Raw genomic sequence first — 13,198 nt, forward strand, 5'->3', positions numbered from 1 at the left:
CCGCTCCGTGGGACAAGGGGTCTGACCCCGTGGCATGGGCCGAAGAGCCACCGAGGGTGAACCCGGTCCTACAATCGCCTGCTGTTTCATCCACGGAAGGTAAGGCCATGCAGGACGTGCAGTACTGGTTGAACGAATTCTGGGCCGGGTTGAGCGTGCTCGAACTGGCAGTGGGCAGCGTGCTGGGCGCGCTGCTGGGCCTCATGGTCGGCCTGGCCGGCTGGTACGCGCTGCGCCGCCGCGGCTGGTTGCAGCGGCGCAGGCGCTGGCATCACTGGCTGCTGGCCAGTTACGCGCTGCTGCTGCCGCTGGGCACCGCCTTCTTCGGCCTGCAGCTGGGTTTCACCGCGGGCGCGCACCGCGCGCTGCTCCAGCAGATGGACCATTTCCAGCCGCATCTGCAGACGCTCGTGGCCCAGTGGAGCCACGGGTTCACCGACTCGCTTGACGACCCGCGCATGCGCGATGCGCTGCACAGCGAAGGCACGGTGGGCGATGTGGCCGAAGCCGTCGCCTCGGCCTACCTCAGCGAACACCCGCTGCCGGTACTGGATGGCCTGGGCGATGGCGTACTGGCACGCGCCAGTGGCTGGGTGATCGGCAAGGTGCGCGAAGGCGTGCTGCGCGGCCTGGTGGAAGACACCCTGGTGGACAAGGCCGGTGTACTGGGCGTGGAGCCGACGGTGGTGCGCGAAGCGCTGACGATGCGCGTGGACGAACTGCTGCACACCCGCGGCGTGTTGCGGCTGGTGAAAGCGCAGATCAACGGCATGATGCCGGGCGTGTATTTCGGCCTGCTGCTGCCGTGGCTGGTCGTTGTGCTGCTGATGGCGCTGGAGATCTGGGCCGCGCACCGGTTCGGATGGCGACAGGAGCGCATGCCGGTGGCTGCCTGCTGCAGAGCCGGGCCATGCCCGGCTCACGCAGACTGAGGCCAGCGCGGCGCGCTCAGTCGCCGTCGGTATCGTCCGGGTGCGCCTTCCAGTAGCCGGTCGAGCGGATCCAGTCGCGCGGCACGCCCAGATGGCCTTCGATGAACTTGCGCATCATCCGTGCGCGACGCGATTCGGTGGCGATCCAGTAGAACGTGTCGCCCTCCGGCGCCTCGAAGTCGGTCAGCATGTCTTCCAGCAGCGTGCTGCTGGCCGCCGGGAAGCCATTGCGCTCCAGCCAGTGAATCTGCACGTTCTCGTACTGCGGCAGGTCCTGGCGCTCGGCTTCGTCGCTCACTTCGATGAAGGCCTGCACCTCGGCGCCCTCCGGCAGCACGTCCAGCCAGCGGGCAATGGCCGGCAGCGCGGTTTCATCGCCAATCAGCACGTAGGCGTCGTAGCTGTCGGCCACCACGAACGAGCCGCGCGGGCCGCCGATCACCAGCCTGTCGCCCGGCTGCGCCCGTTCGGCCCATGGCCCGGCAATGCCCTGGTCGTGCAGCACGAAGTCGATGGCCAGTTCGCCGGCGTCGTGGTCCCACCAGCGTGGGGTGTAGTCGCGTGCCGGAGACTGCTGCTTGCCGTCCGGGTAGCTGCGGCCTTCGGCCGTCAGCACCGGCAGCACCATTTCGCCGCTGGCGTTGGGGAAGAACAGCTTGATGTGGTCGTCGGCGCCGGGCGAATCGAAGCCGGCCAGATCATCGCCGCCCAGCACGACGCGGCGCATGTGCGGGGTGACCACCTCGGTGCGCAGCACCGTCAGTTCGCGGAATCTCACATCCAGGCGCAGGCGCGCGTTGTGATGCTCAGTCATGGGAATACCTGTAAAGGTGTCGCGCAGGGGGCGCGGCGTAGGGGGAGACCTGGCTGGAGTCAGTCTGGCTGGGTCGTTGAAGAGGTGGGCTCGCTACCGGTGGTGCCGTTGATCAGTGCCGATGCCTGCGACAGCAGCGCCGCCACCTGCTCGGCCTCGCCTTCGGCCCAGCGGCCGTGGTGATGCACCAGCGCCCGCTTGAAGTCACGCAGGGCGCTGGCCAGCGGCGGCGGCAGCGATGCCTTGGTGATCTCGCGGGCGCGATCGAAGGCCCGTCGCTGGGCCAGGCGCACCTGGGTGCGCTGCACCTTCAGCTCGAACTCGCCGGCGGCGGTGATGCGGAACACCCGGCGGCCATCCACTTCCTCCGATGCCACCCAGCCGGCCTGCTCGAAGCTCGCCAGCAGCGGGTACATGGTGCCGGCGCTGGGCGTGTAGGCCTGCAGGAACTGGTTGCTGATCAGTTGCATCAGCTCGTAGCCATGGCGCGGCTGCTCGCCGATCAGGGCCAGCACCAGCAGGCGCAGGTCGCCCCGGCTCAGCACGCGTGGCTGGCCATGGCGGCGGGGCACGGCCGATTCGCTGGAACGGGTTCTGGGGGAAGGGGAACGGCTCATTTCGATATATCGGTAACGAGTATCGAAACGATATATCGATAGGGCAGGCGCCGGCAAGCATCGATCCGGCCACAACCGTGCCGCGTTTGGGCCACGTACACAGAAAGGGCGCCCTTGCGGTGCGCCCCGGGGACCACTGTGGAAGGGAGCGAGGCAGCCAGACGGCGGGCCGTTGCGGCAGTGCCAACACTCGCCGTCACCTTGCGCGGCCGGCGCAGCCCGGTCCAGAGCCGGGCGCGACACCGCATCAGTCATTCAGCTGCGGTGCCCCCGGCGTAGGCCCACACGCGGTCGGCCGTGCCCTACAACGGTCATCGCCCTGGGTAACACTTCGTTCTGCACATGCGCCAGGCGGGCAATCGCGACGTGCCCGAAGCGGTCCAAGGCCCGCCGCAGCGGCCTGCAGCGCGCCTGCTGGCCCGCCGAAGACAGGCGGGACATGCCTTGCGGACACTGGCTGCATGCGTCCATACGCCAGCGTAGCCAAGTGACGAAAGCCCTTGGTGCGCTACACTTTGCGGTCTAGATATCTATACAACAGTCGCGCGCGTGCGTGCGGTTATGGGAGCGCTAATGAACTGGTTGAACGAGGTGCTGAACAACGACCCGAATCCTGTGGAAACCCAGGAGTGGATCGAGTCGTTGAAGGCCGTTATTGATGTCGAGGGCTCCGAGCGCGCGCATCAGCTGCTGGAAGGCATGGTGGAGCTGACCCGTCGTTCGGGCGCCTACCTGCCGTTCTCTCCCACCACCGAATACGTCAATACCATCGAGCCGCAGTTCGAGGCCAAGAGCCCGGGCAATGCCGAGCTGGAATGGCGCATCCGTTCGATCATCCGCTGGAACGCGATGGCCACCGTGGTCCGCGCCAACCGCAAGCCGGGCGACCTGGGCGGCCACATCGCGTCGTTCGCCTCCGGCGCCACCCTGTACGACGTGGGCTTCAACCACTTCTGGCGCGCCCCGAGCGACAACCACCCCGGCGACCTGCTGTTCATCCAGGGCCACAGCGCCCCGGGCATCTACGCCCGCGCCTTCCTGGAAGGCCGCATCAGCGAAGAGCAGCTGGACAAGTTCCGCATGGAAGTGGACGGCGGTGGCCTGTCCTCGTACCCGCACCCGTGGCTGATGCCGGACTTCTGGCAGACCCCCACCGTGTCGATGGGCCTGGGCCCGCTGGCCGCCATCTACCAAGCGCAGTTCATGCGTTACCTGGAAAACCGTGGCCTGATCGAGAAGTCCGACCGCAAGGTGTGGTGCTTCATCGGCGACGGCGAGTCGGACGAGCCGGAAACCCTGGGTGCCATCGCTCTGGCCGGCCGTGAAGGCCTGGACAACCTGATCTTCGTGGTGAACTGCAACCTGCAGCGCCTGGACGGCCCGGTGCGCGGCAACGGCAAGATCATCCAGGAACTGGAAGGCGTGTTCCGCGGCGGCGGCTGGAACGTCATCAAGCTGCTGTGGGGCGGTTACTGGGATGCCCTGCTGGCCAAGGACACCAACGGCGTCCTGAAGAAGCTGATGATGGAAACCGTCGACGGCGAATACCAGAACTGCAAGGCCTTCGGCGGCGCGTATACCCGCGAGCATTTCTTCGGCAAGTACCCGGAGACCGCCGCGATGGTCGCCGGCCTGTCCGACGACGACATCTGGCGCCTCAACCGCGGTGGCCACGACCCGCACAAGGTGTACGCCGCCTACCACCAGGCCGTGAACACCAAGGGCATGCCGACCGTCATCCTGGCCAAGACCGTGAAGGGTTACGGCATGGGCAGCGCCGGTGAAGCGCTGAACCCGACCCACCAGACCAAGAAGCTGGACGACGAAGCCGTCAAGCACTTCCGCGACCGCTTCAACATTCCGGTGACCGACGAGCAGCTCAAGGACGGCCAGGTGCCGTTCTACAACCCGGGCCCGGACTCGCCGGAAGTGCAGTACCTGCAGGAGCGCCGTGCCGCCCTGGGTGGTTACCTGCCGCAGCGCCGCCGCAAGGCCGACAAGAGCTTCAACGCACCGAAGCTGGAAACCTACGAGCGCCTGCTGAAGAGCAGCGGCGAACGCACCTACTCCACCACCATGGCGTTCGTGCAGAGCCTGAACATCACCCTGCGCGACAAGGAGCTGGGCCCGCACATCGTGCCGATCGTGGCCGACGAAGCCCGCACCTTCGGCATGGAAGGCCTGTTCCGCCAGATCGGCATCTACGCGCCGTTCGGCCAGAAGTACAAGCCGGTGGACGCCGACCAGCTGATGTTCTACCGCGAAGACCAGAGCGGCCAGGTGCTGCAGCAGGGCATCAGCGAGCCGGGCGCGATCAGCTCGTGGATGGCCGCCGGTACCAGCTACTCGGTCAGCAACGTGCCGATGCTGCCGTTCTACATCTACTACTCGATGTTCGGCTTCCAGCGCGTGGGCGACATCGCCTGGCAGGCTGCCGACATGCGCACCCGCGGCTTCCTGCTGGGTGGCACCGCCGGCCGCACCACGCTGAACGGTGAAGGCCTGCAGCACGAAGATGGCTTCAGCCATCTGGTGGCCGGTGGCATCCCCAACGTGCGCAGCTACGACCCGACCTTCGGCTACGAAGTGACGGTGATCCTGCAGCACGGCACCAAGGCGATGATGGAAGACCAGGTAGACGAGTACTACTACCTGACCCTGATGAACGAGAACTACGCCCACCCGGACATGCCGGAAGGCGCAGCCGAGGGCATCGTCAAGGGCATGTACCTGCTGACCGACGCCGGCAAGCCGAAGAAGGGCGAACTGCGCGTGCAGCTGCTGGGTTCGGGCACGATCCTGCGCGAAGCCATCGCCGCCGCCGAGCTGCTGGACAAGGACTTCGGCGTGACCGCCGATATCTGGAGCTGCCCGAGCTTCAACGAACTGCGCCGCGACGGCTTCGATGTGGAGCGCCACAACCGCCTGCATCCGGAAGGCGAGCAGCGCAAGGCCTTCGTGACCGAGCTGCTGGAAGGCCGCCAGGGCCCGGCGATTGCCGCTACCGACTACGTGCGTGCGTATGCGGACCAGATCCGCGCGTTCGTGCCGATGTCGTACACGGTGCTGGGTACCGATGGCTTCGGCCGTTCGGATACGCGTGCGAACCTGCGTCGCTTCTTCGAGGTTGACCGGTACTACATCGCGCATGCTGCGATTGCGGCGCTGGCGAAGGAAGGGAAGATGACCGCGAAGGATGTGGCCCGGGCGATCAAGCAGTACAAGATTGATCCGGAGAAGGCTAATCCTGTTGGGGTTTGATCTAGACCCCCTTTAAAGTCTTAAGAAAAGCGGCCATTGGCCGCTTTTCTTTATACTGGCGATTAGTAAGTAATAAAACCAAACTAGAGCTCTTCGAAAACAATAGGAAGGGATCAGAAATGGAGTTCTGTATCTATCTGGTCGAAGATGGCTGTGCCGCGGCAGATGTAGTGGCCCCCGAAGCAGGAACCCCGTTGCCGAGCTCAATAACCGGCGACTATGGAGATCTTTGGATCTTTCCTAAGGATCCAACCCCACCAGACTGGGTCATGACTGTAGCTGGGGCTTGGCCTGAAGCCGATCTTAGTGAAGTGTTATCAGCCAGGGGAGGGGCTGTCGCAGCTGTCCAAGCTGCTAATCGGACATTTCTATTAACGTTTGGAACTGGCTACTTGAGAGTTAACAAGGATCGTGTCGTCCGGGACTTTGGCCGACGAACCGTTGTCAACTGCGTGAATCAAGGCCAGCTTCGATCTGTATCCCGTCAGGCGATGGAAGGCAGCTACCTGCAAGCGATTGAGCAGACCCCGAAGTCAGCAAGCATCGGCGTATATGGCGTAGACGTCGATCGGGACCTCTTAAAGGGATTGGCAGGCATTCCCAGGAAGAGGGCGTTCGGCGAATTCCTTGCCGGTTCTGACTCGCTCCGTGGACGCATCATTGGCGGATTAGACGAGCTCCTAGGAGTGTTGCGCTTATACCTGCGGGCGTACCGTCAGAAGAAGATCCTGGCAGATGACCTTAAGTGGATCGACAGGCTTAAGAAAGAGACTAGGGCAAGTGTAGTGCATGCACTTGAACAGAAGCTCGATGCGAAAATGCAGGGTGCGAGTCTCGGCGGCGAAGTGATGCTTCTCCTGCCGGAGCATCTAGACCTCTCATCTGCCCCGAGATTTTCCTTCGAGGAACTCGGTAAGACTGCGGCACCGGCCATATTCAATGATCCCAGCCTCGACGACTGGGTGACTTGGCGGGCAGCTCACAAAAAAAAGCCTGCTAGCTATTCAGTGGCAAGAGTTGAACGCATCTATGTTCATGTTGGGGGCGTCAACAACAAGGTCAGCTACCCCATCGCCAGATGTATCGGATGGATTACTGTGCACTCCGGTGCCACGTATGTTATGCATGACGCAACTTGGTACAGAGTCGATCAGGAATTCGTCAAAGACTTGTCAGTCTCACTGAGAGGTATCTACAGGAGTAGGAGCGGAGTCGCTTGGCCGAAATACACAGGCGGAAGCGAGGGTGCCTACAATGTAGATGCCGTGAAGGCTCTGTCTCCCAGCTCACTGGAGCTTCTAGACAAAAGCAACATCATCCTTCCAGGCGCTCGTACAGCTGTCGAGCCCTGCGACCTGTTCGACCCAAGAGCCAGGATGCTCGTTTACGTCAAAAGGAAGAAGGCTGGATCTCAAGGCCTCGCTCACCTGCTGATGCAGGTCCTTGTTGGTGTCGAAGCATTCATGTCGCACGACGTGACTATGCGCAACGCCATCCATGCAAAGCTGCCGCAACCGACTATTTTCTCGGTGGATTCTCAGGTTGATCCGTCAAAATGGACTGTTGTTATTCTAATCTGCGGCGTAGATGCGAAGAGAGGGATTCCCTTCCTGACGAACGTCGCACTAAGAAGAGTTGTCGCGCAGCTCAAGTTGAGATATGGCCTAAAGGTGTGCGTTGAGTACGCTTGAAAGTAGCGCAGGGAGGGGGCTCATCTATCTCTATCACCCGGAGTTTGAACTGTTCCACGGAAGGTGGTCTCTGGAACTATGTCGCTATGATGACTTTAGCGGTCGAGCAGAAAATCATGCTTCTGTGATTATGCAATAGAGAGCTTAGGGAGATGGTCGGCGTTGAGGCCGAGCCATGCTTTACGGCTAATCGCCTCCCTGAGTGGTTCGCACAGTTGCTTCATGCCGGCTTCTGCACGCTCGCGACACGTTAGATGTTCTTCCGCTTGGCGCAGCTTCTCATTACACGCGCGTAGTGCTGCGTGTGTGAGTGCTCTCAGATCGGAATCTGCTTTCCGCCTCTCAGCCTCGTGCTGCATCCCATAGTCGCGTTTGGTCCAGCAGGCTTGCTCAGCAGCAGCCTCAGGCTTTCCAACAGTGGGTTTAAGGAGGATGGTCCTCCACCATGCCTCGCGATCAAGTTCAGAGACGGGTCTGCGCGGAGGTAGGTTCAATCCTGACATTCAGGAGGGCATCATCGAGAAGCTGATCAACTTTCCTCGGCTCAGTATCCGAGTGCAGATAAGGCGTGCCTGACAGTGGTCTGAGCCAGGACTGTGGCGTCTGAAAGGGCCTTGAGAACGTCAGCAAGTCGGGAGGCACAGAGCCCGTGTCGATCCGTCATGCTTTTGAGCCCGTCAGGTATGCTGGAGGCTCGACCGAGTGCGTCGGAATCTCGACCTTCATAACCTTGGTGGCGTGGAGAAACGTGGCACATCGGTTGGCCACTTCCAAAGGTCCAATCTTTTTACTGCCTCGGAGGGCGCACTCCCATACAACGATCACTCGCCAGCCTAGCATTGCGAGCATCCTTTCGACCCGTTCATCTCGCGCGCTGTTGCCCTCGATCTTCTTAGTCCAGAAATCCGTTCTCGTCGTGGGGATCTTTGCACGGTAGCACTTATGACCATGCCAGAAGCAGCCATGCACGAAGATAACAGTTCGGTACTTTGTCAGTGCAATGTCCGGCGAGCCTGGAAGATCTTTCTTGTGCAATGCATATCTGAATCCAAGTGAATGCAGGGCTCTTCTCAGCAGCATCTCAGCGTCGGTGTCGCCTTTGCGAATCCGACTCATGTTGAAACTACGTTGGGCTGGTGTGCTGCGATCGGCCATCACCGCTCCCGATTCGTGCAGGGAAACAAAATGACCGTCCAGGTGAGCTCGGTGCGAGAGATCGAAGGCTCAACTGAACGGTCATCGTCGATCGAACTTTCTAAGTACCGACGCGCTCAGTCGGAGTGGCCGCTCCGAAAATTACGGAAACGGAACTTATCAGAGTTCCAATCATCTCAGTTGCAATTGCTTTTGCTAGCAGAGGAGGGACAGCGTTACCGATTTGCTTGAACGCAGGATTCATAGTGCCGCTGAACTTGAAGCCGTCTGGGAAGGACTGAAGCCGAGCCGCCTCACGAACTGATATTGTGCGGGCCTGACTGCTATCGTAGTGAATGTGGCTATAGCTGTCCTTCCCTAGATGCGCCATCAATGTGCGCGCGGGTTGATCTGCCCACATCTTGCGCCACTTGTTTGGGAACTTGGTAGCGTCGTAAGGCGGGACAACAGAATCCCAGAGAGCCTTGTAGCCCGCCGACTTCTCTCCTAGCTTCTCGCCCCGGGCACGGGCTGCCTCCAGCTTCTCCTGAAACATCTCAAGAGCGTGCGCGTAAGCCTCGGGATACTGATCCCCAGGATTCATTCTTGCGAAAAGCTCGTAGTCTCTCGGAAGGTACCGAATTACGTGGTCCGAGATGCCTTGCTTAGGAGCCTCATGCCCCTCCCACGAACGCATCAGTGTTCCGTAAGCGGTGGGTTCCTTGTTGCCATAGGGAATCGGAGTGTCAAAGCGCCGAGCACCACGTGCGATCTTTCCCTGCGCGAGTAGCTCGCGAGCGTTGATACTTGGAAGGTCAGTCAGAGCATCCATTGCGGTGACGGCAGGTGGTAGCTTAGGAGAAGCCGCCGGCGGAGTGATATACGAGTGTGCTCCGTCGAGAAGGTTACGCAAAGTCTTCAGTGCGACAGAACGTGAACCCTCATAGCCTGGCGGCAAGACCAGGTAGTGAGTCGGCTCCGGGAACGAAACGGTTGCATTGAGTTCGCGCCTGTAGGCCATCAGGAACATTCGCTCACGCATCTGTGGAACGCCATAGAACGCCGCATTGAGAAGTGTATACCCGCAGGTATAGCCCTTCGACTCGAGCACCTCACAGGTTTCTTCAGCGATGTTCTGCCCGCCATGGTTCAGCATGTCGGGCACGTTCTCCATCAGAACCGCGATGGGCTGGAACGCATCTACGTACTCAAGGTACTTCTTATAGAGCTGAGCTCGCGGATCGTGAATGAAGGCCTCAGGATGCTCCTCGATCTCGCGCAGCTTTGAGCGACCGACGCGAGCGAACGCTTGGCACGGCGGGCCCCCGACGACGATGTCAAACGCGTCAGCGACGCTCCCAAGCCCAAGCTGCATGCAGAGTTCGGCCGGTGTGGTCTTGGTAATATCAATCGGCTTGCTGTGGGCCTCAGCGCCACCATGGAAGTTCAAGCCATGCGATCTTGCAGCGTCGGGGTCGAACTCAACCGCGGCGCGTAGCTCGAAGCCCGCTGACTCGAAGCCCAGAGAAATGCCGCCGCAGCCAGCGAACAGATCAAGCACGCGGGGCTTACCGCCCGCGGCGATGCGCTCTAGCTTACGAAGAATGACATCAGTGTTCATCAATTGGTCCCTTGCCCGTTCGGCAGGCGAAGTGGTGACTCGGATTGGTTGTTGCAGTCATCCAGGAAGCGCTGGACCGCCATGCGGATGACCCAAGCGGACGAAACGTGGTGGCTGTCTGCTAAGGCCTGAACCTGGGTGTGGACGTCCTCGGGCAGCATCACCGACGTCCGCACAGACCTGCGGTCTGGTGAAATAGGGCTTCGAGCCATGACAAGGCCAAAATTGGGGCGGTGGCGGCATTGTGGAGCAATCTGCGTATAAATGCACCACATAGGCTGCCCCGGACGCGGCATACTTGCGTTCATCTGGATAAACATCATCGACATATGGCCCGCAAGCTAGCCCTCAAGCGTCTCACCGCTTCAGATTTGACTGTTTTCCGCTGGCATTTCATCAATCGGCCCGCCGGCAATCAGAAGGCGATCAACCTGGACAGAAGCGTCTTGGTGGACAGCCTGTTCCCTGAGCTGGCCAAGCCGGGGGCGGTGCCCAACCCTCGGTACAACTTGGAGCTCAAGATTTCTGGCCCTGGGTCCTGCGCGCCTCACACGTTGGTCCGTAAGATTCTTAAGCAGCAGAAGAACTGGAGGCTCAACGGCGAATTCATCGATGGGCCGATCGATGATCCGCAGAGGTACAACTGTCTCGCAGCTGACGACTTTGCTTTTTTTGAGTTCCGCGGCGATCAGGTGCCGGAGGCTATCCATATGCTGCTGGTTTCGGCAGCCGATCCACAGGACGCACAGCTCCACCACGCCCTAAGTCAGATCTTTGTGACCGGCTCGATGCGTGTCATAGATGAGCACTTCATTCATGATGTACTGGAACGAAGTGGAGTTGCCGGCCGGCACGCACTGTCTGACTGGGCAGAGGGCGCATTGCTCGAGGAGATCGGGCTTGGCAGCGCGGCTGCAACCCTCAAGCTCTACGCACGTCGTAACAGGCGTGGACTCACTCCAGAGGAGTTTCTCGAGATTCGAGACCGCGCACAGTCAACGGGGATCTCTGGCGAACGGTACCTCAACGACTGGCTGTTGGACCTGCAACGAGAGGGAGAGTGCTCTGACGTTGAGTGGACATCGAGCAGCAATGCGATCGCACCATACGACTTCCGACTCAGAATGCCCCCGCATGGCGTCGAACGCCGGATTGATGCCAAGTCGACCACTGGCGAATTTGAAACCGCACTGCATATGTCGCGCGCGGAGATCATTGAAGCAGTGCGAGGTGGTGTGTGCTACGACATATATCGCCTCTATCGACTGTCAGAGGAAGGGGCGGAGATGCGGGCGGCATACGATGTTGGACCTGCCTTGGCCCCTATACTGAAAGCGCTCGAAAACCTCCCGCTTGGCATCTCGGTAGATTCGATCTCCATCGACCCGCGAATTCTTCAGTTCACCTCCGACGTTCACTATCCGCGGAACTCGGAGCTGGACGACGATGAAGTAAGTCTCTGAACTACATCGGTTCTACTTTTTCAGTGACCTGACAAGCCGGCCGGAGCGAGACTTCCTCCGGCACCAGAGGGCGCGCTCTTCGAACGAATTGCGGGCCCTCTTTCGTCTCCGTTGCCACGATCACCAAGGTGTCGTTCCCCCAAACCACCTTGTCGGTCGGCCACTCTCCTCAAGAGCGGTTCGGCGGAGACGCTGGCGATCACTAGCTGTCTCGTGGAATTGTCTACCGGCGCAGCTGGGGTACCTTGGATCACAAGTTCGAAGAACTCATCTCCGAAATGACCGGAATCTAGCGCCGAGACCGTTGCAGCCAGATGCAACATTCCCTCGCGCGCATCCGTCAATTCAGCACTGTAGGCCCTCTTGTAAGTTCTAAGTTCAAGCGCCGTTGTGAGTGCGGGGGGGGGGAGGCATTGCGAGCATCCGCGCTAGAGCGAGCCCGACGGCGAATCTCTGTGACTTCATTGGAAGTCCTGCAGATCGATGACCAACGGGGAAGCGTCGATGCCCACGATGCTCCGTTAGCGGCGCACCCCACTGTGATTGGTGCTGCAAATCGCCCTCGCTACTCCCGCACATGCAACCTTTCAGTAGCCTGCGCAGTCAACGCCACACAGGCCATCTTCAACCCCTCCATAACTCGATCCCCCACGTACTCCTCAGGCGCTCCATTCTGCCGAGTCCGCTCCGCAGCCAGCATCAACTCTGCCACCACGCGCAATCCCGCCAGCGCGCAGTCCGCATCCGCCAGTTGAAGACAACGCCCAGGCAACTGATGCCTTTCCGGCCACGGCTGGCCATCCGCAGCCGCGCCCTTTCCAATGCGACGCAGGGTCGAGACAAATCCGTTGGGATCGGTGGGTGCGTCGCGCTCGGGCTCGGAATTGGCCGGATCGTACTGCGCGTGCAGGGAACGGAAATTCGATTCGTTCATGGCAATGCTCCGTACAGAACAGATAGCGCCGCCATCGATGAAGGTGGCGGGACGATGCGTGGCTCGAAAACCGGTCACTAGCCAATCCGGCGGGTCCGTAGACCCCCACGCACCGCCCGCCATGGAACGCGAACGGATTGCCAGCCGGCGCCACGTAAACGTGACGCCGACTGACAAGCGCAAACACATTGGCTAATGAACGGGTTTTCGACGCCCGCGCCACCCTGTGTGAGGTGGCATGCAAAGGTGTACTCGCATGGCTGCGAGATGCCAAGGAACCGTGGGCGGCAGAGGCCCCAAGTGCTGACGCTTACGGCATTGTTACACGACTCTAGTGCGGCGGAACCCCTGTGGTGCGGCGGTTTCCGCCATTGTTAAGTTACCGCCCGAACGCGCAGCAGAAAGCACGCTTTGCCGTCGTGTAAGGCCCCAAAAGCGACACCCAACACAAAGGGCCGATAGAGAAAGCGGGGCAATTGCGACACAGCTTAACGCTCGAGTTCCAGTCCCGGCCGAGGCCACAAGGCGTCGTCGCGCTCCAAGTCGTAATCGCTTCCGAATGCGAGCGCCGCCTCGCGTGGCGGAAGGTCCGCGTAGCAAGCCAGCAGATACTCGTCCATGCCGGCATTGCGATGGTCGATGGCGAACAGATGTAGCAACTCCTTGTCGAACGCTTCCAGCCATCCGGCGTCGATTCTGGTCATGGTCATCCTCAAACGGGGAGGGCAGGA

10 protein-coding genes are annotated in these 13,198 nt (G+C 60.8%); 4 read left to right on the top strand and 6 right to left on the bottom strand.

The window, feature by feature from the left end:
• Positions 1-107: 107 nt before the first annotated feature.
• On the top strand, positions 108-932 hold the full coding sequence (locus ACZLIF_RS02065; RefSeq protein WP_128988069.1) for a hypothetical protein: 825 nt from the start codon (positions 108-110) through the stop codon (positions 930-932).
• Between the two features lie 16 nt (positions 933-948).
• Here ACZLIF_RS02065 and ACZLIF_RS02070 read toward each other — a convergent pair whose 3' ends face one another.
• Both ACZLIF_RS02070 and ACZLIF_RS02075 read right to left on the bottom strand, forming a co-directional pair.
• On the bottom strand, positions 949-1,746 hold the full coding sequence (locus ACZLIF_RS02070) for a siderophore-interacting protein (protein ID WP_128988068.1): 798 nt from the start codon (positions 1,744-1,746) through the stop codon (positions 949-951).
• A gap of 59 nt (positions 1,747-1,805) precedes the next feature.
• On the bottom strand, positions 1,806-2,363 hold the full coding sequence (locus ACZLIF_RS02075) for a PadR family transcriptional regulator (RefSeq protein WP_053520111.1): 558 nt from the start codon (positions 2,361-2,363) through the stop codon (positions 1,806-1,808).
• 573 nt (positions 2,364-2,936) lie between these two features.
• On the opposite strand from ACZLIF_RS02075, the gene aceE reads away from it, so the two are divergent.
• On the top strand, positions 2,937-5,624 hold the full coding sequence (aceE, locus tag ACZLIF_RS02080) for a pyruvate dehydrogenase (acetyl-transferring), homodimeric type (protein WP_128988067.1): 2,688 nt from the start codon (positions 2,937-2,939) through the stop codon (positions 5,622-5,624).
• A 119-nt stretch (positions 5,625-5,743) separates the two neighbouring features.
• Positions 5,744-7,315 (top strand): DUF6119 family protein, encoded by a 1,572-nt coding sequence (locus tag ACZLIF_RS02085; RefSeq protein ID WP_128988066.1) that lies wholly within the window; start codon positions 5,744-5,746, stop codon positions 7,313-7,315.
• A gap of 660 nt (positions 7,316-7,975) precedes the next feature.
• Here ACZLIF_RS02085 and ACZLIF_RS02090 read toward each other — a convergent pair.
• Positions 7,976-8,470, bottom strand: coding sequence for a very short patch repair endonuclease (locus tag ACZLIF_RS02090; RefSeq protein ID WP_128988065.1), 495 nt, complete (start codon positions 8,468-8,470; stop codon positions 7,976-7,978).
• Between the two features lie 100 nt (positions 8,471-8,570).
• Positions 8,571-10,070, bottom strand: a complete 1,500-nt coding sequence (locus ACZLIF_RS02095) for a DNA cytosine methyltransferase (protein ID WP_128988064.1) — start codon at positions 10,068-10,070, stop codon at positions 8,571-8,573.
• Positions 10,071-10,399: 329 nt separating this feature from the next.
• On the opposite strand from ACZLIF_RS02095, the gene ACZLIF_RS02100 reads away from it, so the two are divergent.
• Positions 10,400-11,533 (top strand): protein NO VEIN domain-containing protein, encoded by a 1,134-nt coding sequence (locus ACZLIF_RS02100; RefSeq protein WP_128988062.1) that lies wholly within the window; start codon positions 10,400-10,402, stop codon positions 11,531-11,533.
• Positions 11,534-12,098: 565 nt separating this feature from the next.
• Here ACZLIF_RS02100 and ACZLIF_RS02105 read toward each other — a convergent pair.
• Together ACZLIF_RS02105 and ACZLIF_RS02110 are read right to left on the bottom strand one after the other, a co-directional pair.
• Positions 12,099-12,467 carry a hypothetical protein gene (locus tag ACZLIF_RS02105; RefSeq protein ID WP_128988061.1) on the bottom strand — a complete coding sequence of 123 codons (369 nt, stop codon included), beginning with the start codon at positions 12,465-12,467 and terminating at the stop codon, positions 12,099-12,101.
• Between the two features lie 488 nt (positions 12,468-12,955).
• On the bottom strand, positions 12,956-13,171 hold the full coding sequence (locus ACZLIF_RS02110) for a hypothetical protein (protein ID WP_206733962.1): 216 nt from the start codon (positions 13,169-13,171) through the stop codon (positions 12,956-12,958).
• Between the last annotated feature and the right edge of the window lie 27 nt (positions 13,172-13,198).

This window comes from Stenotrophomonas sp. 2201_Sma (assembly GCF_056486685.1).

What these genes read in the sequence shown, in the direction of transcription:
- ACZLIF_RS02065 (WP_128988069.1), top strand. Translation starts at nt 108, where the DNA reads ATGCAGGACGTGCAGTACTGGTTGAACGAATTCTGGGCCGGGTTGAGC.
- ACZLIF_RS02105 (WP_128988061.1), bottom strand. Translation starts at nt 12,467, where the DNA reads ATGAACGAATCGAATTTCCGTTCCCTGCACGCGCAGTACGATCCGGCC.
- aceE (WP_128988067.1), top strand. Translation starts at nt 2,937, where the DNA reads ATGAACTGGTTGAACGAGGTGCTGAACAACGACCCGAATCCTGTGGAA.
- ACZLIF_RS02090 (WP_128988065.1), bottom strand. Translation starts at nt 8,470, where the DNA reads ATGGCCGATCGCAGCACACCAGCCCAACGTAGTTTCAACATGAGTCGG.
- ACZLIF_RS02075 (WP_053520111.1), bottom strand. Translation starts at nt 2,363, where the DNA reads ATGAGCCGTTCCCCTTCCCCCAGAACCCGTTCCAGCGAATCGGCCGTG.
- ACZLIF_RS02085 (WP_128988066.1), top strand. Translation starts at nt 5,744, where the DNA reads ATGGAGTTCTGTATCTATCTGGTCGAAGATGGCTGTGCCGCGGCAGAT.
- ACZLIF_RS02100 (WP_128988062.1), top strand. Translation starts at nt 10,400, where the DNA reads ATGGCCCGCAAGCTAGCCCTCAAGCGTCTCACCGCTTCAGATTTGACT.
- ACZLIF_RS02110 (WP_206733962.1), bottom strand. Translation starts at nt 13,171, where the DNA reads ATGACCAGAATCGACGCCGGATGGCTGGAAGCGTTCGACAAGGAGTTG.
- ACZLIF_RS02095 (WP_128988064.1), bottom strand. Translation starts at nt 10,070, where the DNA reads ATGAACACTGATGTCATTCTTCGTAAGCTAGAGCGCATCGCCGCGGGC.
- ACZLIF_RS02070 (WP_128988068.1), bottom strand. Translation starts at nt 1,746, where the DNA reads ATGACTGAGCATCACAACGCGCGCCTGCGCCTGGATGTGAGATTCCGC.